We start from the raw sequence: 25,466 nt of genomic DNA, 5'->3' as shown, positions 1-25,466 counted from the left end.
ATTCAAAGTAGCCGTTACTCGTCACACAGCTCCTGATAAAGCTTTTCTATTTCTTCATCAGACATATCTGCTAGCTCAGCTTCAGCGGCCGCCAGCTCGTCTTCATCTAAATGAAGTAAAGCATCAACTTGGTCAGCCAAATCGCATAGTACGGGTGAGCTAAAAATTTCTTTTATAGATAAGTCAACAGGAAAGGTTTCATTAACTTTGGTCACTAGTTGTACCGCTAATAGCGAATGTCCACCCAGTTCAAAGAAGTCGGCATTGATGCTGATCTCCTCTGCCGATAAGTGCAGAAGTTCGGCCCAGATGGTCAGCAGCTTTTTCTGCGTATTATTTTGCGCAGGCGAATATTCACCGGTTAGTGCTGCAAGGTTAGGTTTAGGCAACGCCTTTCTATCTACCTTACCATTACGATTGACAGGTATATGACCAATACTCGTTATCGCATTGGGTTGCATGTAACTGGGTAGTGTTTGAGCCAGTTGTTTTTTAACTGCTGCAACAACCGCCTGTTCGGACTGTCGTTCGCGGATCTGTAAGTATGCAATAAGGAGCTTTTCTTCTCCCTGCTCCTGCCACACTTTTGTGACACAATCGAGTACATCAGGGTGGTGTAAGATCTGTTGCTCTATCTCACTTAGCTCGACACGGTAGCCACGTATTTTTACTTGGTTATCTTTACGACCTACAAACTCTATATCACCATGCTTGTTATAACGCACCACATCACCAGTTCGATATAGTCGCTCTGATTCTCCGCTGTAGAGTTGTCTTGAGAAAAAATGTCCATTGGTAAGCTCAGCATTGTCCATATAGCCTCTTGCCACACCAACTCCACCAATGTGCAACTCCCCCTCACAACCTTGTGGTGTTAGGTGCCCATAATGATCCATTACGTAAAGGTTGACATGACCCGCCGGACGACCAATAGGTGCAACCTGAAAGCTATCATCCGCTTTGATTTCATAGTGACTACTCCAAACTGTCGCCTCTGTTGGCCCATATTCGTTAAAAAATCGAGCCCCCTGACTCCATTGGCTTTCAAAATGCAACTGTTGAAGATCTTGCTCTACTCCTTCTCCACCAGTGATCACTAATCTTAGCTGGCTTGGTAGCGCAGCCATCAGGTTGGCATACTGTAATAACGCCCGATACATTGTCGGTAAAATCGCCAAGTGAGTAATATCACTTGCCATGATGTACCGGTAAACGGCTCCAATATCGACCACATCACTATCTTTGACGATATGTAGTTCAGCACCTTGTGCTAACACTGAAAAAATACCTAATAAACAAGAGTCAAAATAGATAGATGAAAGAGACAAGAAGCGCCCTGCTGGTACTCGATAAGCATCTAGACGACTCTGTGTTGCAGCGATGATTTGCCGATGCTCAATTTGTACACCTTTAGGTTCGCCACTTGAACCAGAGGTATACATGATATAAGCCAAATCCGTATTGTGACCTCCAATTTCTGGATTTATGTTTGAGCATTGTGTGATTAATTGATTGGTCGCAACACTATCAATATAGGCGACGGCCAGTGCAGGGATTTGTCGCAATATGGGCTCAAATTGCTGATGACTCAGCACTAAATGAACTTTTGCATTGCTAATAATAAATGCACGTCGCGCTTGTGGCTGTTCCGGATCCAAAGGCGTGAAAACTAAACCAGCTTTAGCAACTGCATACATTGCAATTACCATATCACTACATCTCTCCATGCAGATCCCAACCGTTGCTTGACGCGGTAACTCCAATTTGAGTAAGTAGTTGGATAGCTTGTTAACAGCTGAATTTAGCTCCTGATAATTATAGCTCTGTGTATCAGAAACCAGTGCAATCGCCTCTGGAGTTCGTGTTACCTGGTTCTCAAGAAACTGATGAACTTGTTGTATCCTTGTTGGTGCAAGCTCTGGCCCTCGGCTCATTGCCACTAATGCTTGCTGTGTTTGCTCATTGAGCAGATCGATATCACTTAATGCGATCCGTGGATTGTGTGCAACTTGATGAAGGATACGTATAAAGTAGCTCGAGAATCGCTCAATCGTATCTGCATCAAATAACGCAACATCATAGGTCCAGTTGATGACCCACTTCCCTCCGGCAAATACCACCCCAAGATTCAAGTCAGTTTTAGCAATCGTGCTTTGTTGTTCTAACGGGGTAAATTCCAGCCCTTCAATCCCCGCAACAGATTGGCCGATATTGTTCAAGTTCAAAACAACTTGTACTAGCGGCGTGTGACTGCTAGTGCGTAGTAACTTACATAAATCTACGAGTTGCTCAAATGGCACATCTTGATGTGCTTGAGCGTCCAAATTGACCGTACGAATATGCTCTAGAAGTCCATTAAAACTCTCTTGCTGTACTTGAGTTCGCAGAACCAGAGTATTTACAAATAGTCCTATTAGTGGCTCAACTTCAACATTCGTTCGATTGGCGATAGGGCAACCAATAACCACATCCTGCTGTCCACTTAATTTACTAACTAAAAATGCCAAGGCTGCATGAAATAGCATGTACATCGATACATTATGCTGACTCGCCACTTTCTCTAATTGCTGAACTATTTCGCCAGATAAACAACTCTCATAAATTGCTCCTTGCTGTGCTCTGACTGAAGGTCGAGGCCTATCCAATGGCAGGTTATGGATGCTTGGCACATCTTGTAGTTGTGTACGCCAATATGCTAATTGCTCAGCTAAAAATACATCATCCAATCGCTGTCGTTGCCAGTAAGCAAAATCACTATATTGAATACTCAATGCAGGTAACTGCGGATCAACTCCCGCCTCGATAGCCTGATAACAATGGATAAACTCAGACATCAAGATACCCATAGACCATGCATCTGCAGCTATATGATGGAGATTAAACAGCAGTATGCCCTGTTCGCTACTTTGGCAGATATAATGGATTTCAAATGGCGGTTGTTCTTCGAGTACGAATACTCGTTGATAAAAAGAACGTAGCAGATCAATAATGCTATCTTTTTGTTGTTGCTCAGATAAATGAGTTAGATCAGAAACTGTCAGCCTGACTTGCCAGTTTTCTTGCACTTCTTGATATGCCGTTTGGCCATCAAATTGATATTGAGTTCTAAGTACCGCGTGCCGATTTACTAAATACTGCAACGCTTGCTCTGCCACTTGCAGTGCAAACTTTCCTGTTACTTGATACGCTAGCGGCATATTGTACTGATTACTAGGACTTACTTGCTCGACAAACCATAGACGCTGTTGAGCATAACTAAGTGGGATCTGCTTTCCTTTAGGTGCCGGTGTTATTGCCCCCAGACTGGCTTTACCATGATTATCTATATGCTGCGCTAGCAATTGAATCGTGCTGTTTTCAAAAACTGCTTTCAACGCTATCGTCAAGCCAAAAGTCGCCTCAACTTGGCTAACCAAACGAGTTGCTAAAAGCGAATGTCCGCCCAACGCAAAAAAGCTATCTGTAACACCGATTGTTGTCACATTTAATAGACCTTGCCAGATTTCTAGGAGCTGATGCTCTGTCTCTGTACTCGGAACCACTTGCATCTGATCATTTTGGTAAGTGGGTTCAGGCAAGGCGCTGTATTGTAGTTTACCATTGATAGTGAGAGGCCAATTTTCGACGGTAACAAAGTGACTAGGAACCATATAATCAGGTAACTGATCACTTAAATAGACTTTAATCTGTTCAAGCTGTGACGGTTTAACAGCTCGACAACCAACATTAAGATAAGCAATCAACCGTTGTTGTAGTTCAGTGCCTTTGACCAGTACGATCGCATCATCAACTTCAGGGCGGTTGCGCAGTAGACTGGCGATTTCATCCACTTCAACTCGGAACCCACGAATCTTAACTTGCTTATCTTTACGTCCCAAACCAACCAAACGACCGTCAGCGAGATACTTTGCCAAGTCACCGGTTCGGTATGCGCGTTGACCATCATACTCCACAAACGCGGCTTTCGTTTGTTCTGGGCGTAACAAATACCCTGCTGCCACATTACTACCCACAACCAAAACCTCACCTACAGCTCCCGTAGGAACACGTTGTAGTTGCTCATCAACGAGTAATACGTGGTTGTTGGTTATCGCCTGTCCGAGTGTTATGACACCTCGTGCGACATCCTCTTTAATATTACTGTATAGAACATCGGACATAACCTCGGTGGAGCCGTAAAGGTTATAAAACTCCACTTCATCCAGCCATTTACAGCATCGCTCAGCAAGGCTCAAAGACAGTGCTTCACCACTAATAAACCAGTAGCGCAAACTGCTAAGCGTCGAGCGATACTGCGCTCCCGATATTACTAAACTCTGCAAATGAGAAGGCGTAGTAACTATTCTGGTGATTTTATGTTTTTCAATAGCTGCGACGAATAAATTGTTATCTTTCACCTGCTCTCGTGGCAATAAAACAACGGGTTTGATTGCAGCTAAGCTGACGTAAAACTCCCACATACCGCGTATAAACGCCATTGAGGTCATCATCACGGTTACTTCATTTGAGGCCAGTGGAAAACGCTGTAACATCCAACTGACTCTGTTAACTACAGCACCGTGAGTCCCTAACACCCCTTTGGGCTTACCCGTCGAGCCCGAGGTGTAGATAATGTGCGCAATATCATCACTAAAGACTTCAACGTCTGGATTTTCTCCGCTGTATTGGTCCAGCGTGCTTTCTCTCAATAGACTGCTACAGTCCAATGTTGCGCGCTCAAAAAATGATGCCTCTGTTTGCTCATCATGTAATAGCAAAGTAATGTCTGCATCTTCTGCTTGCAACTTCAATCGTGATGCAGGCAGTTCAACAGACAATGGAACCAGTGTTGCTCCTGCCTTTAATACAGCAAGCATAGCGATTATCCGCGTGGCGTTTCGCTGGCAATGTATACCTACCGTTTGACCCTTGCTGATAGCATGTTGCTTAATCAAATAATGAGCCAACTTGTTGGACTGTTCGTTTAACTCTTCAAATGACAGCTTTTGCTCTGCATAATGTAATGCACCACTAGCTGCGTGCTTACTCAAATTAAGTTCAAATAATTGATGAACTGAGCTGACTTCATGCTCACAAAGAGTAACTGCGGCATTCTCTTTTAGAGGTTGCGACCACTTAAGCTGTGCAACGTTAAGTTGTGGATTTGCTGCAACCTGATACAACGTACTACTAAATTCATTCGCCAAAGCAGTAATGGTTGAGCAGTCAAACAATGCAGCATTGTAAGCAAAAATAAACTTCAACCCTGAGTGAGTCGGTCGCAGATATAAAGTAATATCGTACTTACTGTCAAACTCTTGCTGTGCGGAAAAAGCACTCACTTCGAGTTGGCTTTCTGTTGACAATGCTAGTTGTTCATTGGCCATATTGATAAACAACTGAAAGATAGGAGCATGTGTCAAGGAACGCTCTGGATTCAATTGTTCGACTAGTAATTCAAACGGAACCTCACTGTGAGCATGTATCTCCATATGGGTTTGCTTGGCTTTGCGCAGCAATTCACCGATGGGTTGTTGTGTATCAAACTGAGTACGCACGACTAGTGTATTTAGAAATAAGCCAATCATATTCTGACAGGACTTATTATTACGATTGACCGCAGGCATCCCCATTACAACATCCTGCTCACGACTGAATCTACCTACAGTAACCGCGAACATAGTCTGTAAGAGCATAAACAGAGTGCTTTGGTGCTGCTGAGCAAATAGCTCTAGTTCATTAACGATATCTGGTGCAATGGTTCCATCTACTCTTGCTCCACTGAACTGATCAGGAGCTCGATTACGGTCTAGGGGAATACTATGTAATGGCGGCGCTTGATCTAGATGACTCAGCCAAAAATCAAGTCCGTGTTGCAACCGCTCTCCACCTAGGTAACGACGTTGCCAACTTGCAAAGTCTGCATACTGTATCGTCAATGGCTCCAGAGTGGGTGCTTGCGCTGAGCTTATCGCGTCATAGAATGCCATGATATCGTTAAGAAGAATATTCAATGACCAACCGTCGCAAGCAATATGATGCACCACAATGGCCAATACATAATCATGCTTGCCAAGTTGCAACAACTGAACCTTTAACATGTGGTCACTTTGTAAGTTAAACGGCTGCAAGGCTTGGGCTGCGACATTAGCGTGTGCCTGATTAAGCTTTTCTTGCTCACTGCCATTTAACTCAAGCGTTGTTATCCGTGGCGCAAATGCTGGCAATATAACTTGTTGGGGTTCGCCATCTTGATCGAGCTGGTATACTGTTCTTAGTATCTCGTGACGCTTAATAACTGCTGCGATGGCCTGCTCAAGGGTATTAGTCTCTAATTGGCCACGGATTCTTAACGCCAATGGCATATTGAATTGTGCGTTTGGTTGAGTTGCTAATTGCTCAATAAACCAAAGACGCTGTTGTGCGTAAGATAGCGGTAGGGCTTGACCATCTCGAGGTAACGCTGGGATCTCTGGGTTGTTTTCTCCCAAACCAGATTGCTGCATAAGTACCGCTAAACGGCGAATACTAGGATAACTAAAGAGTTCTTTGAGACCCAACTGCAGCTTGTAGCGAGCGTTAATCTCGCTGATTATTTTCACCGCTAACAGAGAATTTCCCCCTAACCTAAAGAAATCACCCGTTACACTTAACTCCTCTAGTGGTTGTCGCAGTACCTCTGCCCATATCTCTACCAGCGCTCGCTCTACACTATTCTCCGCCGCTTCATATTCCTGCCCTATCTCCCCAATCTCGCTCGGTAGCGCACCCCTATCCAACTTACCATTCGCCGTCAACGGCAAAGCATCTAGCAAACACCAACGACTCGGACACATATAACTGGCTAAACGCGCCGATAACGCACGCTCTAACTCCGCTATAAAAATACCTTCATCTACTACCTCTCCCTCTGCAACAACATAACCCACCAACGTCGCATCCGCACCCTCTCCTTGCACCAACACCGCCGCCTGTTTCACCGCTGCTTGCTGTGCCAAAACACTCCTTATCTCTCCAAGCTCTATACGATATCCCCGCAGCTTGACTTGCTCATCCTTCCTTCCCAAAAATACCAACGCTCCCGACTCCAAGCGCCGTACCCTGTCTCCTGTTCTATACAACCTCGTATCCGCCAACCAAGGAACATACACAAATGACGCCGCCGTCCTGTCCGGATCTCCAACATATCCTTTCGCTACGCAAGGCCCTCCAACATAAAGCTCTCCTACGCCTCCTTTCGCTTGCAGCTCACCCCCTGCATCAACGACATACAACCCTGTGTTCGCCATCGCATACCCTATCGGTATCTCTTCTCGCGTTGAATCCCCTGCCCTTAAATGCGCGCTTGCATCATATAAGCTACAACCTACCACCGTTTCCGTCGGACCATAGTGGTTGTAAAGTTGACTTTCACTAAAGGTATCTTGCAACCGCGCAGCCAGCCCCTCCGTTAGCGTCTCCCCTCCTATCACCAGAACATGCGCTCCGCTGACCTTATCCCCATCCAGCAATTCAAGTAATGCCTCACAATGCATCGGCGTCAAACGATATAAACTCGCCTCTGAGCTCCCTCGTAACCGCTCGACTAATCCCTCCAACTCCTCTCCCCAAGGCGCTAAGTTCACGCACCCTCCCACCAAAAGAGGCAAATATAAACTCGGAACGCCTATATCAAATGCATGCGACGTCAGCACATAACTTCCTGTCAACTGCTCTTGATAGTACGCTTTTAGACCATAGCCACAGTAATCTATTAATCCTCTGTGACTTACCTCCACCCCCTTTGGCTTACCCGTCGACCCTGACGTATAAATCACATAGGCGCTATCCGCTAAGGTATGTGTCACTCCCACCGGATGGCTGTCATAACCCGATAAGCCCCACTCATCCTCATCCAGCATTAACACATCTACCCCTGAAACCGGTAAAATTTCTAATAAACATGTCGATACCAAGACCTGAGTCACATCCGCATCGTTAAATATATCTGCTAAACGTGCCGTCTGATTATCCGGGCTCAATGGGATATAGCTCGCACCCGTCGCCATCACCCCTAGCATCGCCACCAAGAGCGTGACATCTCGCGTCATCACCAACGCAACTCGCTCTCCCACCCCTATATCCTGCTCTTGAAGGTAATGTGCCAACTGATTCACGCGACTGTACAGCTCTCCATAGCTCAGTGCGTGTGATTCATCCCGTACCGCTATTCTCTCCGGCGTCTGCTGGGCTTGTCTCGCAAACTGCTCTACTACACTTTCTCCTCGCCGATAATCACAGGCTGCACCTACGCTCTCTTCTATCAAGCTTTGACGCATTTCATCGTCATACAAGGCTAAACTTTTGCAGCTACCTTGGGCTCCCTTCGCGATACTCTCCAATAGATACTCAAAGCTACGGGCATACGCCGCTATCGTCGCTTCTGTAAACAAGCTCTGTTGATACCGCCAATGGCATAGCAACTCGCCTTCTCCCTCCGAGCAAGTCAAATCCAAATCAAACCGTACCTGCTCTTGACTTTGTTGGAGTGGTTTCAGCCTCGCCTCTCCCAAACTCAACCCTTCATCGTCACTGCTGCGATGGTTCTGTAGCACCAACTTAACCTGACACAAGGGGTTATATGCTAAGCTTCTATCTGGGTTTAATGCCTCTACCAACAGCTCAAAAGGGAGCCCTTGATGCTGATAATCTGCCAGCGTATCTGCCTTTATCTGCGCCAATAACGCCGTAAATGGCTGCGCTAAATCAACCTCTGTTCGACTCACCAAGGTATTGATAAAAAACCCTATTAATGGCGACAATTCACTCTCACTACGCCCCGCTGTCGGTACGCCTAAGACGATGTCCGACTCACCGCTTAAGCGGCTCAATAACACCGCAAAAGCACCTTGCAGTACCATAAATAACGTGACACCTGCGCTTTGCGTTAGCGCTTGTAACCCTGCCAATGTCTCTTTGCCTATCCGACTACGCACATATCCAGAGGTAAATTCTTGCTTGGCTGGTCGCGGCTTATCTAATGGCAATCCGTGTAAGCTCGGCATGCCCGACAACCTAGCCTGCCAATACCTTAACAACTGTGCTTTGTTTTGCTCCGTTAACTGTTGCTGTTGCCAGTACGCGTAATCTCCATATTGGACCGGTAATTCAGGCACATCCGCTTCCCCGCCTGTTATCGCAGCTTGGTAAAATGCATTAAACTCTTTTATTAATAGCTGCATTGACCAACCATCCGATGCGATGTGATGCAACGTGAACAACAAAATATGCCGTGTTTGAGACTGTTTGATGATTTTTGTGCGCAACATTAAATCTTGGCTTAGGTCAAAAACTTCTCGTGCCGCATCATCCACTTGCCGCTGCACTTCATCTTCACCACAATCAACCAAATTCACCACTTCTACCGTCACCGCTCGGGCTGGCATTACCCGCTGCATACACACTCCATCGTGGGCTTCGAAACAGGTTCTTAACGCCTCGTGGCGGGCAACTATTTGGGTTAGACTGGCTTCTATGGCTGCAATATCCAGTACCCCATCACAGGCCAGTGCTGCTGCAACATTATAATGTTGACTGCCTTCTAGCTTATCGATTAACCACAGCCGTTGTTGTGAAAATGATGCTGGGATCGCACCACTGCGATCTATGGCACACAAGGGGATACTCGCCACTGACCTCCCTTGCTGCTTTCTCTCAAGAAAGTGCAATAACTGTTCTTTGTGCGTTTTTACTTGCTCTGCTAACTCAGCAGTCATGGCACCTTTTGGTGCTTTCACCTTTAAAGTACCGGAGTCAGAAGATAGCTGAATATTTTTTTGTTGTAGTTGATTAAGCAAATCAATCATTGGGTTAAAACTCCATTTCTTCAAAGGCCTCACTATCCGCCTCTAGCTCCTGCTGTTCTGAGCTATACTGGGACTGTGTTGCATCAATAAACTGTGCTAATTCTTTGATTGTTTGGAAGGCAAACAGGTCTGCAATTTCAAAAGGGTAATCCCAGTGCGATTGGACACGATCGAGGATACTCATGGCATGAAGCGAATTTCCGCCTAGAGCAAAGAAAGACTGCACGGTACTGAGGGGTTCTGTGATACCTAAACACTCTCGCCAGACTTCCTCTAGAGCAACTTCTGTTGCCGTATGTGCTGGAACGTATTCAATCTGAGGCTGGGCCGTCACCATGCTGTATAGTGCTTTACGGTCAAGTTTGCCGTTAACAGTGACTGGTAATTCAGTCAATGCGATATAGGTTGCAGGTATCATGTAGTTCGGTAAGGTAGATGCCAGCAACTTAGGTATCACAGCTGAAAGTTCAGCACTGTCCAATGATGTAACACAGAATGCGATAAGCTGTTCACCAGCTTGTAACTCCTGCACACTGACAAATGCTTCTTCCACTTCATCACAGCCTGCAATCGCAGCTTGGATCTCTCCTAGCTCTACACGCAAACCACGGATTTTAACTTGATGATCTAAACGACCAAGGAACTCCAGAGCTCCACATTCTAAACGACGGACCAAATCGCCCGTGCGATAATATCTCTGCTGAGAACGGTTTGCTAAGCTCACCGTAATAAATTTCTCCGCAGTGAGCTGTTCCTGCTGAAAGTAACCTCGAGCCAAGCCAATCCCAGATATGAGTAACTCTCCTGGAATACCGATAGGCTGCTCAGCAAAATCCGGACTCACTACTACACAGTTAATGTTATCAATAGCATAACCAATGGGAACACTCGGGGCCGAGGTGGTTTTACTACAATCCCAATAACTTACATCTATTGCTGCTTCTGTCGGGCCATATAAGTTATGTAACTGAGCGGATGACGCTCGTATAAACTGTTCTCGGTGATCGCGCGTTAATGCCTCACCGCTACAAAATACCTGTTTCAGTGTTTGGCACTGCGATAACTCTGCATGCTGCATAAATGCTTGCAGCATTGAAGGTACGAAGTGACAATGAGTAATGCCTTGTCGCTGTATCAACTCTGCTAGATACTTAGGCTCTTTGTGACCCTCAGGTTTAGCTAGAACAATACTTGCGCCAACGGTCCAAGGCCAAACAAACTCCCAGACCGAAACATCAAAACCATAAGGCGTCTTTTGCAGCACTTTATCACTGGCTTTCAGTCCATATTGCTTTTGCATCCACAGTACACGATTCAACAAGGCTTGATGCTCAACCATCACCCCTTTTGGTTGTCCTGTTGTACCTGACGTAAAAATCATATACGCAAGATTTGTCGCGCTTAATTCAAAGGTACTAGGAGTCGTTGCTCTATACTGAAAGAGAGTATCTAGCGTCGCTTCGCTATCGATCACAGTCACTTGATGTGATTGCAAACACTCAGCTTCCGCTAAGTGCTGTTGGGTCAATACTTGTACATCACCCAGCTGGTCTAAGATTGCACTACTGCGCGCGTCCGGCATACTCGGGTCAATAGGTACATAAGCGCCACCCGCCTTTAACACCGCCAAAATTGCAATAACCATGCTACAGTGACGTTCAAGATACAAAGCCACGAAGGATTCCTGCATTACTCCCTGAGCCTGTAGCAAACGAGCCAATCGGTTCGCTGCCTGATTTAACTGCTGATATGTCAACGTTTCTTGAGTATCAAGAACGGCGATGCTGTTAGGTGTTACCTGTGCAAAGTGGTCAACATATTGATGCGGTAGTAAAGCTAAATTGTGGGAACAGAAAGTATCATGTTGCTGCGCCAGTAAATGTTGCTCAGACGTCGATAACAGTGAAATTTCACCCACACCTCGACCATCCGCAAGCTGAGAAAAGATGGCATCAAGATGATGTTGCATTTGCGCTATGGTGTTATCGCTGAAACGCTCTTTACGATATCCCAATGTAAGCTGTAAGTGTTCATTATCATTCACAATAAAAGTCAACGGCACAGCACTATACTCTGCCGTCTCACTACTATTGATAACAACATCGCTGGTATTATTCGCTACACTGCTATTGCTCTCAGTAGGATAATTCTCAAACACTACGATACTATCGAACAACTCAATCTCAGCGGCAATCGCTGTTTGTTGCTGGATCTCTGGCAAAGTTAAAAAGCCGTGTTCTTGACTCTGCAACTGGCTTTCATGTAATTGCTTAAGCTGAGCTTTAAGATCCGTTGATGGAACAAAATCAACTTTTACAGGTATGGTGTTTATGAATAACCCAACCATCTTTTCAATGTTTTGTACCTCAGATGGCCGACCTGAAATTACAGTACCAAACAATACTTTTTGATCGCCACTGTAACGCTGTAACAAGTATCCCCAAGCCCACTGTATGACAGCATTGAGAGTCACCTTGGCTTCACTGGCAAGTACTCGTAGCTTTTGCGACAGACTCGTACTTATTTGCCATTGTCGCTCAACATAGCCTGATTGAACGTCTAAATTTTGGCTTTCTAACAATGCGGTGGGCGAGTCAAAGTCATGCAAGTAAGTATGCCAATAGTCAAGAGCACTTTGCTTATCTTTACTCTGCAACCAATCATAGTAACCATCCAGTGGGATCGGTTTCGGTAACGATAAGGGTTGCGAGTTAGCAAAAGACAAATAGCTTTGCAATAGTTCTTGGTAAACGGTTTGCAGACACCAACCATCTAAAATTAGGTGATGATGTGTCCAAAGTAATTGATGCTGCATGGAGCCATAGCGCACGATAGTAACTCTATGCAAAGGCGCTTCATTGAGTGGCATTGCCATTTCTCGGTCTTGCTCACGCAACGTGATAAATGCGCTGTGGCGCTGCTCATCACTCAAGTCGCTCCAATCTAAAAAGCGCACAGGAACTTTAATATCTGGTGCAAGCACAAAGCGATAAAGGCTACTTTTTTCTATAGCAAAGCCGCTTCGCAATATTTCATGCCGATTAGTCACATATTGCCATGCTAGCTCCATCGCCTTGATGTTCAATTCGCCACTGATTTGATTTACAACTTGGGTTAAGTAGGCTTTTTTATCAATTTGACTTTGAAAGAATATTCCATGCTGTAATGGTGTTGCAGGAAAGATATTAATGAGTGTACCAAAGCGTTTCTGCCATTCATTAAGCTGAGATTGTTGTAATTCGACATGAGGGACATCAGAGGTTGTTAACATCGGCATTCGGCCTTCACAGTGATTAGCAATATCCTGCAACGCCATAGCTAAATTATTTTTAAGAGCAACCATAGTCTCTGGACTAAACTGCGCAACACTATAGTCAATCATCAAATGCAGTAAGCCTTCACTCACTTGGCCATTGATCGCAATAGCAAACTCCCGCAAAGCTTGCTCGTGTAGATTTGACCCCATACTTTCATTAGCGAGAGAAAAATCCCCATGCTCGTGCTCTGCATTTATCTCAATTTGTCCAAGATAGTTAAATAGCACAAAAGGATCCGCTTGTTCAAAATGCGAACACTCAGAAGTTTGGGAGTAGTATTTTAGTGTTCCAAAGCCAACGTTCGACTCAGAAATAACCCTACGCCGTTCTTTTACAGCAATAATTACTTCTGTAAGCCCTGTGCCCTCTGAACTAAGTAATAGTGGATAAAGTGACGTAAACCAACCTACTGTTTCACTGAGATCCACATCATCAGAGATAGGATCCCGACCATGGCTTTCCAGTGCAACTGCGACTTGCGATACCGCAAATGTTTGCTGTAGCGCTAAATACAGCCCACTTAACAATAAATCCTCTACTTGCGTGCGATAAGCTTGGTTTGCACTTCCTAGGAGTTGACGAGTTACTGAGTGGGTAAGCTGTAGCTTAACGATTTCACTTTCACTGCGTAAACAGGGCTCTATTTCACTCTCAGATAAAGGCATCATGGTATTTTCAGCGGCTAATTGGGCAAGCCAAAAGACTTGTTGCGCTTGGAAATCGTCGTAATGAAGCGCTAAGGTATCACTCCACTGCCTTATAGATGAGGTTTTTGCTGGTAACCGAGGTATCTCTTGGCGTTGATGCTGACACCAAAGACGCTGTAAATCTTGTACCAAAATTCGCCAAGAAACACCATCTACGACCAGGTGATGCGCTACAAGTAACAACCGAGCTTCACTTTTACCTGAGATTAAGACTGCTTTAAATAACTCACCTTTTGAAATATTAAACCCAGACTGTGCTGCAGCAGCAATTTCAGTTACGGCCTCAGCCGACCAATCAGCAACGAAAACATTCTGTACAACCCGATTAATATCAATTTGTTCAAGCGCAATAAACTCGCCCATCCACCCTGTTGATTTGTGAGTAAACCGTAATCTCAACGCGTCATGCCTATCAAGTAAACATGAAACTGCTTGCCTTAGAAAATCTTGCGATAACTCAATAGGCACTTGCAATAAGATAGACTGATTATAATGATGTACAGCCGCCCCTTTTGAGCGTTGTAAGAATCTCAATTGAATAGGTAAAGGCCTAAATTCTCCGCTTAGGGGAGATTGTTCAGCACTCACTTCTTTACTTGCTTTAACCACCAATGCCTGATCAGCAACCGTAGGTAACTGCATAACTTCTTTTAAAGTTATATGGAGTCCCACTTCCCGAGCCATAGCAACCAATTGAATTGCTATAATTGAATCCCCTCCTACGGTAAAAAAGTGGTCATTAATACCAATCGCGTCGTTTTTGAGCAATCGCTGCCAAATGAGTAATAACTGCTCCTCTGTGGCATTTCTTGGTGCTATAAAGGCCTCGAGCTCAGTGTTACTATGCAATTGTTTTAGCGCATTTTTGTCAATTTTACCGTTCGGGGATAGCGGCCACTGTGATACCGCAATGTAGCGACTTGGCAGCATGTACTCTGGTAGTAATGCCCGTAGATACTCACGTAGCTGCTGTGCCAAACCCGTCGCTTCTTCTGTTCGGACGTAAGCCTGTAACTGTGACTCTCCTGCCTCTTCTACCACTAACACTAGCGATTCTATTACTGCATCATGGCTATTTAGGTGATGCTCTATTTCCCCAAGCTCAATACGAAAACCTCGTAACTTCACCTGCTCGTCAACGCGCCCTATAAAACACAACTCTCCTTGTTGGTCATATCGAACTAAGTCTCCTGTACGATAAAGTCGTGCATCTGTGTTGTTACTAAAGCGGTCTGGAATAAAACGCTGTGCCGTTAGCTGTGGCTGATTAAGATAACCACAAGCCACGCCCGCACCACCTAAATACAACTCACCCGTTACTCCAAACGGTAACAGCTCTCCTTGTTCTCCCAGTACGTAAGCCTGCGTATTGGACACCGGACGACCTATTCTTGGGGCCTGCTCCGGTGCCGCTGTCATTTCATAGTAAGTGGAGTACGTCGTATCCTCTGACGGTCCATACAAGTTCACAACTCGCCGTAACTCTCGCCCACTAAATAACTTCTCTACTACTGTCTGTGCCAGTGGCTCTCCTGCCAAGTTGACACTCAGAACCGAGCTAGGAAGCCGCTGCGCCGCCAGCAATGCATCTATTCCCGACGGCACTGTATTAATTAGACTAATACCCGCTATGTCTTCGTTTAGCAGAGTCAGAATATTTTCCACTAAGATTACTTTGCCACCAAAGCTCAGTGGAACGAATAACTCAAACACCGATAAGTCGAAGTTAAGTGACGTGCTTGCCAACACCCCCGCTAACTCTTCCGGCTGATAAAACTCTCCTGCCCACTGCACCATCGCCAACGCATTCCTGTGCGCTATCACTACCCCTTTTGGCTTACCTGTCGAGCCTGATGTATAAATAAGGTAACTTGGCTGGTCGCTCGTAGCTTGCGGATGACGGCCTAAGTTGTCTCTACACTGTTGTGCTAAGTCCTGCTGTAGTTTAGTGGCGTCTAGCTGCCACAGAGTGACACCTGCGATATCCAACAGCCCTTGAGTATGCTCGTTACAAATAACATGCTGCAACTGCGTATCTGCAACAATATACTCCAGTCGCTGTTTGGGATAATTAGGGTCCAGTGGGACATAGCGTCCTCCAGCTTTTAATACTGCCAACACTGCCACAACCATATTCACCGAGCGTGTTAACAATATCCCTACCGCATCTCCTAGCTGCACTGCTTGATGCTGTAGTTGTCGTGCCAATTGGTTTGCACGTTGGTTGAGCTGACCATAGCTGATACTTTCACTGGCTGTTTCCACCGCCACCGCATCTGGTTGGCTCTTTGCTTGACGCTCAAACAACTCATGCAATAAACAGCTCGGCACCTCAACATCCTGAGCTGTACTATTCAACTCCGTGAGCAAATAAGACCGCTCTCGCTCACTTAAAAGCTCAACCTCCGCAACCTTCAAGGCCTTCGTCAACCCCAATAGCAAACGCTTATAATGTCCGCCTAAACGTGCCAAACTCGCTGAGTTATAGTGCCCCGCCCCGCCTTCTAAGCGAATACTCAACCCTTCCGATACATGCGCCACTACCGTTAAGTCGTAGTTCGTCCCTTCCGTTGTCTCCGCTGTCGTAACCTCTAGCCCCGACTGCTCATCCGCTTCACTTAACTGCGCATCAACCGGATAGTTCTCAAATACAAATACGCTATTAAACAGAGGCTCTCCCAACGGCGACTGTTTTTGTATTTCATACAACGGATAGTAGCTATGCCCTTCTCGTGCCACTTGCTGTTCGTGCTGCGCCTGCAATAGCCCAAGCACCGTCTCTTCTGCACCGCTCTCTACAACCACCGGTACTGTATTGATAAACAAACCTAATATCGACTCGACACCCGCAAGACTTGCCGGCCGCCCTGACGTCACCGAACCAAACACCACCGCACCTTGGTTGCCATAGCGCTGCAACAACACACCCCATGCCGTTTGTACGACTATATTTAACGTCGTTCTCGCTTCCGCCGCCAACCGTTGTAACGCCGCCGTCTCTGATACACTAAACTCAATGCGATACTCGCCCTCTCCTGCTCCCACCTCTCCTTGCTCCGCTGGCAACTGAGTATGGCTACTCAGCGGTGCTAACGTGTCTCGCCAAAACGCTACCGTCTCCTCCTTGTCTTGCTCACTCAGCCACTGAGCATAATCTCTATAACTGTATTCTGGCGCTCCACTTGCTAACGGTATACCCGCACACAGCGCTTCATAACATTGCTTTATCTCCTTAAATACCAACGGAATACACCACCCATCCAGTAGCGCATGGTGGTAACTCCAGAGCAACGTATGTTCATCTCCTACATTAAATAAGCTAAAGCGCATCAGTGGTGCTGCATCTATCGCAAAGGCTTTGCGCTTATCCATACGCTGATAATCGTCTAAATAATGTTGCTGCTGCGCCTGTGACATCTCCCTTAAATCTTCTTCCTTCCAAGGCAGTACCGCATGTGCGCTCACCCTTTGATGCGCATTCCCTTGCTCTATTCCTACAAATGCCGTTCTAAAAATATTGTGCCGCTCTATTACCGCTAACCATGCAGCTTTGAATGCGCTTGCATCCAAATCCTTGAAGCTTATCCGAGTCTGCGTGACATAACTCCCTGCTTCCAACAAACCATGGAATAACAGCCCCTGTTGCATCCCCGTCGCTGGATATAAATCTGCAATATCCGACCCAATATCCCATCGTTCTAACTCTTCCGTAGTCACCCTCGCCAATGGAAAATCACTCGGTGTATAAGGCCCAACACCCACCGCCTTACAATGCGTAATAACGTCTCTTAAGGCCTGCTCATAAGCCTTCATCAACGTCGATAGCGCTCCCTCGCAATAACACCCTGTGTCATAATTCAGCGTAAAACCTAAACTGCCAAATACCACCTTCCCATTTAACACCAGCTCTTCTTGTGCTATCCGAGCTGCACTTATATGTTGCCCTCTATTTTCCTCTGCTATGCTAAAGGCGCCCGTCTGTTTTACCGTTTGGTCAAACTGCCCTAGGTAATTAAACTGCAAAGCCGGCATCGTCTTATCCGCAAGCTCGCTATCACCGCACAGGTACTTTAATACGCCATAGCCTATCCCCGTATCCGGAACCTGACGGTATTGCTCTTTTACCGCCATCAAAATACCACCGACATCCTCCGCCGCTTGCACGCTTAGCTGCAATGGATACATACTGGTAAACCAGCCTACGGTTTGACTTAAATCTATTACCCCCGCAACTCCCTCACGCCCATGCCCTTCTAGTGTTACCGATAGCGTTTGAGCACCACTACAACGTTGATGAGCTAACCACAAAGCCGCCAAGAGTACTTCATTCACCTGAGTTCGATAACTCTGTGGCACCATCGTGAGCAAAGCCTGTGTCTCATCCTCACTCAATTGGATTTGTAATTGTCGCCGTACACCTGCTTGTACTTGCTCATGACCATAATGCTGTTGCCAACTATTATCTGCCTCTAGTTCCCGCCAATATGAACGTTGCTGCTGAAGCCCTTCACTCTCGCTATAGCGCTGTAAGTGTCTTCCCCACTGTTGATAACTATGTGTCTTATCACCAAGCTGCAATGCTTCTCCCGCTTGGTATTGTTGATAGAGCTGTGCTATGTCTGACAGCAAAATACGCCAAGAAACCCCATCCACAACTAAGTGATGTATCACCAACAGCAAGCGTCCTGTACCCGCTTTGTTCGCCAAATAGACCAATCGTAATAACTCACCATCTATCGGTGATAAGCTGCGCTGCGCTCGCTCTGCAATAGCCGTTAAACTCTCTGCCTCTCCATCCCACTCATGCTGCTCTATGCAGTTTGATAGCGCCAATGCTTCCAAGGCTTGATACCAACCTCGCCACTGCCCCTGTGATTTATCAAAACTGAGCCTCAATGCGTCATGTCTCGTGACCAAAGCTTGCAACATCGGTATCAGGCATTGGGTGTCAAAATCCTCTGGGGTACTTAATAGAACCGACTGGTTAAAGTGGGCTAACGCCGTTTCGTTTTTGAAAAATGCCTGCTGAATAGGCAGCAATGGCATCTCTCCTATCACCGCCTCTTGTGCTATCGTGTATCCTTTGCTCTGCTTTACACACCGCGCTAATGCCACGATGTGTTGATGACGAAACAGGTCTTTAACACTAAAATACAGGCCTTGCTCCGCTGCCCGTGAGACTAGCTGAATTGATAATATTGAGTCGCCACCTAGGGCAAAGAAGTTTGCCTCACAGCTCAGTGACGCTTGCGGTATCTTTAATAAACTCGACCATAATTGCTGCAATTGCGCTTCTGTTTTATTTTGTGGTCCTCGGTAATGCGCTGTCGTCAACTCCGGTTGTGGCAAAGCGCGTTTATCAACCTTACCATTGACTGTAAGTGGAAATTGCTCCAACACCACAAACTGACTCGGCACCATATATTCTGGTAATTGTTCGGCGAGGTAACGCTTCAACAATGAAGTCTGCTCATTGCCACACAAAGTTGGTTTTAACGTTATATAAAGTAATAACTGAGCACTGTTATTTTTTCCTTCAATTACATGGGCTACGGCTTGTTCAACGCCAGTAAACGCCACTGCAAGCGCCTCAATTTCAGCCAACTCAATACGATAGCCACGAATTTTTACCTGTTCATCGATCCGGCCTACGTAAACTAAGTTGCCATCTTTGCGTTGACGGACAAGATCCCCACTGCGATAGATCCGCTCCCCTTGCCAATTCAGAAACTTTTCGGCTGTGAGTTGGGGCTGCTGTAAATATCCTTTAGCAACTCCAAAGCCGGCAATACATAGCTCACCGACCCCACCTTTAGGTGCCACCTGAAGATATGGGTCAAGCACATAAAGTTGGGTATTTGCAATCGCACGACCTATTGAAACCGCTGCACTAGCGCGCTCTTTCTGGCCAGGAAGTACAACATAATCACAACAGCCAACGACGGTTTCCGAGGGGCCATATTCGTTCACAAAGGTCGCGCCATTGAGCCATCGCTGACACTGTCCCAACAGCTGGCCTGTAAACTGTTCCCCACCCACCACTATCGTATGAGGTGTTGTAATACTCTCACCATGGTGAATAGCGCAAAGCGCCTTCAGGTGGGATGGTGTAAGTTTAAACAAACTAGCAGGGCCACTGCGCAAACACTGATACAGATCAGCTAAAGTATCTTCTTCTGGCAGTATCGTGATTGTTTTAGCGCTGATAAGCGGTGCCAATAACGAAGTTAACGTTGCATCAAAACTCAGTGTTGAACTAACTACTGACCGTAATATACCTGCACAGAGATAATGCTTTGCTGCATAATCAAGATAGTTACTTAAGCCTTTATGTAGTACCTCAATTCCTTTCGGTGTGCCAGTTGAACCAGATGTATAAATAACATACGCGACAGGGTTGCTGTACACCTCAGCTAACTTAGTTTTAGCCGTTTTCTCATAGGTGTTGATATCGACGACAGTAGCAATTGAGACGCCTTGTAGCTTCGACTGCCACTCAGGCTTTGTTATAATGGCTGCCAGCTCCGCATGCTCGGCTATTCTTAACAAACGTTGCTCTGGATGACTCGGATCCATAGGAACATAGGTCATATCAGCACGCAATATTGCTAATACTGAAACCAACAAAGACTCACAACGGCCGAGACAAATACCAATTCGAGCATGAGGTGGGAAATGAGTTACTAAGTAGCAAGCGAGATCTTGAACTTGTGCTGCCAAATCCGCATAAGTCATCGTGCTGTTAGAAAACTGCAGTGCTGCCTGTTTTGGTTTTCTATTGACCTGCTGTTGAAACGACTCTTGTAACCTTAATTCTTGCGGTGCTTCTCGCCCAATATATCCCCGTTCTGATGAGGAAAGCGTAAGCTCACTAAGCATCGTCGTTTCAAAAGTACACTCACTTAAGCTTGTTAGCAATGCGGCGAAATCGGCCAGCATTAACTCCATACTACTGGGTAAAAATAAGCTAGTATCGTATTGCAACATCAACACAGGGCAACTGCTACTTAGCTGTACCGCAAACTCTAAGTCATATTTGCATCTATCAGCTGCCACTGGGATAAGATTTGCTTCTACACCACTAAGCGTGAACGATGAAGACTCCGTATTATTCATGTTCAACATGATCTGAAATAGCGGTGTATATTGAGTTGTACGAGAGTTACAACAAGCATCTACCACTTGTTCAAACGGTACTTCCTGATGTTCTTGCGCTGCAAGGTTCACGTCGCGAATATGCTGAAAGAATGCAGATAAAGTACGCTCTTGAGTATCACTACGAAGCACTAGTGTGTTGACAAAGAAGCCGATCAACGGTTCCAGCTCTGTTTGACATCGATTTGCTACAGGGGTGCCAATCACAACGTCGTGTTCATAGCTATATTTTGATATTAATAGGCTTAATGCCCCATGGTAGAGCATAAAAGGAGTTATATTGGCAGCGGTAGCAAGCCTTTGTAATTTCTCAGCCAACGCTGAGGGTAATTTTCGTTGTAGGCGTTTACCATTACTTAACTTAGCACTCGGCCTAGCGTGATCTAACGGTATTTGGTGCACAGAGGGCAGCCCTTGCAACTGCTGCTGCCAATAATGCAACTGACTACTTATTCTCGCTTGGGTGTCACTCTGTTGCTGCCAATGTGCATAATCACTATATTGTATACTGAGAGGAGGTAAGTCTTGTGGCTGTTGAGTCACCTGCGCCTGATAGATACTACAAAATTCATTAACCAAGACCCCCATTGACCAAGCGTCAGAAGCAATATGATGTACTGTAAAAATAATCGCAAGCTCATCTTCCGCTAAACTTACCGCCGAAACACGTAGCATTTGGTCTAAACTCAGATCAAAAGGCTGACTGTTTTGCTCGTGTATCAACCGTTCTAAAGCCAGCTTTTGCGCATCTCCCGTTAAGTGAGTCAATGATAAGTGCTTTATCTGAAAAGGCTTAGTATGATTAACTTTCTGCATCACAACGCCATCAGCCGATTTAATAAAGACGGTTCTTAAAGTCTCATGACGCTCAATAAGCAAAGTAAAGGATTGCTGCGCGCTCGCTAAATCAAATTTCCCGCTTAGTTGTACCGCTGAAGTAATATGGTATTCAGAACTACCTTGATTCAGGTTATCTATAAACCACAACCGCTTTTGTGCATAAGACAGCGGGTGTAATTGTGACTTATCAGCCTTAGCTTGAATCGTCGCGCCAAGAATATAGTCAGCTTGCTCATCAAGACAGTGAGCTATATTTCTAACGCTTTGGGCCTTAAAAATGGTTTGTAAGGACAGTGACTTTGCAAATTCTGCTTGTATTGCAGCTTGCATTTTTACCGCCCGTAGGGAATGCCCGCCTTGACTAAAAAAGCTACTATTTAGGTCTATTTCAGTAACCGGAGTATTTAATATGCTAGACCAAATACTTAACAACTTAGCCTCAGTCTCTGACTGAGGCTGCATTATTTGTTCAGCTATAGGCTGATTAACTTTCGCTTTTAGCGCATTTTTGTCAATTTTACCGTTCGGGGATAGCGGCCACTGTGATACCCCAATGTAGCGACTTGGCAGCATGTACTCTGGTAGTAATGCCCGTAGATACTCACGTAGCTGCTGTGCCAAACCCGTCGCTTCTTCTGTTCGGACGTAAGCCTGTAACTGTGACTCTCCTGCCTCTTCTACCACTAACACTAGCGATTCTATTACTGCATCATGGCTATTTAAGTGATGCTCTATTTCCCCAAGCTCAATACGAAAACCTCGTAACTTCACCTGCTCGTCAACGCGCCCTATAAAACACAACTCTCCTTGTTGGTCATATCGAACTAAGTCTCCTGTACGATAAAGTCGTGCATCTGTGTTGTGACTAAAGCGGTCTGGAATAAAACGCTGTGCCGTTAGCTGTGGCTGATTAAGATAACCACAAGCCACGCCCGCACCACCTAAATACAACTCACCCGTTACTCCAAACGGTAACAGCTCTCCTTGTTCTCCCAGTACGTAAGCCTGCGTATTGGACACCGGACGACCTATTCTCGGGGCCTGCTCCGGTGCCGCTGTCATTTCATAGTAAGTGGAGTACGTCGTATCCTCTGACGGTCCATACAAGTTCACAACTCGCCGTAACTCTCGCCCACTAAATAACTTCTCTACTACTGTCTGTGCCAGTGGCTCTCCTGCCAAGTTGACACTCAGAACCGAGCTAGGAAGCCGCTGCGCCGCCAGCAATGCATCTATTCCCGACGGCACTGTATTAATTAGACTAATACCCGCTATGTCTTCGTTTAGCAGAGTCAGAATGTTTTCCACTAAGATTACTTTGCCACCAAAGCTCAGTGGAACGAATAACTCAAACACCGATAAGTCGAAGTTAAGTGACGTGCTTGCCAACACCCCCGCTAACTCTTCCGGCTGATAAAACTCTCCTGCCCACTGCACCATCGCCAACGCATTCCTGTGTGCTATCACTACCCCTTTTGGCTTACCTGTCGAGCCTGATGTATAAATAAGGTAACTTGGCTGGTCGCTCGTAGCTTGCGGATGACGGCCTAAGTTGTCTCTACACTGTTGTGCTAAGTCCTGCTGTAGTTTAGTGGCGTCTAGCTGCCACAGAGTGACACCTGCGATATCCAACAGCCCTTGAGTATGCTCGTTACAAATAACATGCTGCAACTGCGTATCTGCAACAATATACTCTAGTCGCTGTTTGGGATAATTAGGGTCCAGTGGGACATAGCGTCCTCCAGCTTTTAATACTGCCAACACTGCCACAACCATATTCACCGAGCGCGTTAGCAATATCCCTACCGCATCTCCTAGCTGCACTGCTTGATGCTGTAGTTGTCGTGCCAATTGGTTTGCACGTTGGTTGAGCTGACCATAGCTGATACTTTCACTGGCTGTTTCCACCGCCACCGCATCTGGTTGGCTCTTTGCTTGACGCTCAAACAACTCATGCAATAAACAGCTCGGCACCTCAACATCCTGAGCTGTACTATTCAACTCCGTGAGCAAATAAGACCGCTCTCGCTCACTTAAGAGTTCCAACTCTACTAAGGGCAGCTCCACAGGTTGCGTTAGAAGGTTGTCCAAAACATTACCGAAGTGCCTATCAAATTGAGTTATGGTTTCTTCATTAAATAACTCGGTATCATAGACCCAAGTGAGTTTGCAGCCAGATTCGGACAGGGAAATGCTGATGTCTAAGTCATACTTGGTAGTAATGTTATCTGATAAGACTTCCTCGAACTCCACTCCCTGAAGGGATAGACTCGGCTTGCTTGACGACTCACCCTGAAACATACTCAGCATCACTTGGAAAATAGGAGTATGCTGTACGCTACGCTCAACTTGGCAATGCTCCACAATCTGCTCAAACGGTAAGTCTTGATAGCTTTGTGCGGCTAAATTGGTATCACGAATATGAGTTAAAAATGCAGCGACAGTATCATGTTTGATAGATGACTTTAAAATTAGGGTATTGACAAAAAAGCCAATTAGCGGTGCCAGTGCTGTGTTTTGTCTATTTGCAAACGGAGTCCCAACAATAAACTCTGATTGGTTACTGTGACGGCAAAGTACAATACTCAGGGCTGCATGAAAAACCATAAAGGGGGTCATTCCATGGCGCATGGCAAAAGCCTCTATAGCCGCAGTAGAATAGCGACTGAACACTCTGGCCCCCTCATTACCTTTGCGCTCTGGGCGAGGATAATCCAAAGGTAAACGATGCAATAACGGAGCACCGGATAACTGCTGTCGCCAGTAACGTAACTGCTCCGCTAAGCGACTTTCTGTTAGCCACTGCCGTTGCCACACAGCAAAGTCAATATATTGGATAGCCAATGGAGTAAGTCTGGTTTCTTGTCCCATTTGCAGCGCTTGATACTCAGCAACAAACTCACGTACAAATATATTCATCGACCAGCCGTCAGAGGCGATGTGATGCATATTAAATAACAGAGTATTTTGGTTATCTGGGCCAGCTATAATATAGCTCACCCGTAGCATTAGCTCAGTTGCCAAGTCAAAACTCTTTTCTGCATCATATCGGATCAACTCAGCTAATTTACGTTGTTGATACTGTGCCTCAAGTGCAGAAAGATCAATGCGGTTGATCTTAAATTTGAATTCTTGATTTATCTGCTGAAAGGGTTCCCCTTCAACCTCTCCGTAAGTGGTTCGCAATACTTTATGCCGCCAAATCAATTCCTTAATGGCTCGTTCTGCAATATCAACCGAGAAATCACCTGCGACTTTAATCACCTTAGGTATGTTGTATTGTGCACTCTGCCCTTCAAAGCGATCGATAAACCACAGGCGCTGCTGAGCAAAAGAGAGAGGGAAATGACCGTCATGAGATGCCAGCGCAGATATAGTTGACTTAGGATTAATCTCATTCTTTGTTAAAAAATGAATAATTTCTTGTTTGTTTGCCAGTATTTCTTGCTTGAGATTTTCAGGAAATGAAGCAACCGATAATTTATATTTCAGCTGCCCGCCTTCTGTATATAGGTACACACCTGAAGACGTGGCACTTGCAACTAGCTGACTGATACTCATAGATTATTTTCCCTAATAGGCTTTCATTCTTATTATTGAGCATCAAATAAGGCCTGTCTTAC

The 25,466-nt window shown here is 45.7% G+C and carries 2 protein-coding genes; both read right to left on the bottom strand.

Annotated elements, in window-relative coordinates; translation table 11 throughout:
• Positions 1-14: 14 nt before the first annotated feature.
• Positions 15-9,824 carry a non-ribosomal peptide synthetase gene (locus tag QSH61_RS03950; RefSeq protein WP_286123230.1) on the bottom strand — a complete coding sequence of 3,270 codons (9,810 nt, stop codon included), beginning with the start codon at positions 9,822-9,824 and terminating at the stop codon, positions 15-17.
• 4 nt (positions 9,825-9,828) lie between these two features.
• On the bottom strand, positions 9,829-25,404 hold the full coding sequence (locus QSH61_RS03945) for a non-ribosomal peptide synthetase (RefSeq protein WP_286123228.1): 15,576 nt from the start codon (positions 25,402-25,404) through the stop codon (positions 9,829-9,831).
• Positions 25,405-25,466: the final 62 nt, after the last annotated feature.

It is taken from the genome of Pseudoalteromonas sp. JC3 (assembly GCF_030291895.1).
Taxonomy (GTDB): Bacteria; Pseudomonadota; Gammaproteobacteria; order Enterobacterales; family Alteromonadaceae; genus Pseudoalteromonas.
The sequence above is the reverse complement of the archived record's forward strand: the minus strand, read 5'-3'. Positions and strand labels throughout refer to the sequence as shown.

Excerpts from the sequence above, each read along its gene's own strand:
- QSH61_RS03950 (WP_286123230.1), bottom strand. The coding sequence starts at position 9,824 with ATGATTGATTTGCTTAATCAACTACAACAAAAAAATATTCAGCTATCT.
- QSH61_RS03945 (WP_286123228.1), bottom strand. The coding sequence starts at position 25,404 with ATGAGTATCAGTCAGCTAGTTGCAAGTGCCACGTCTTCAGGTGTGTAC.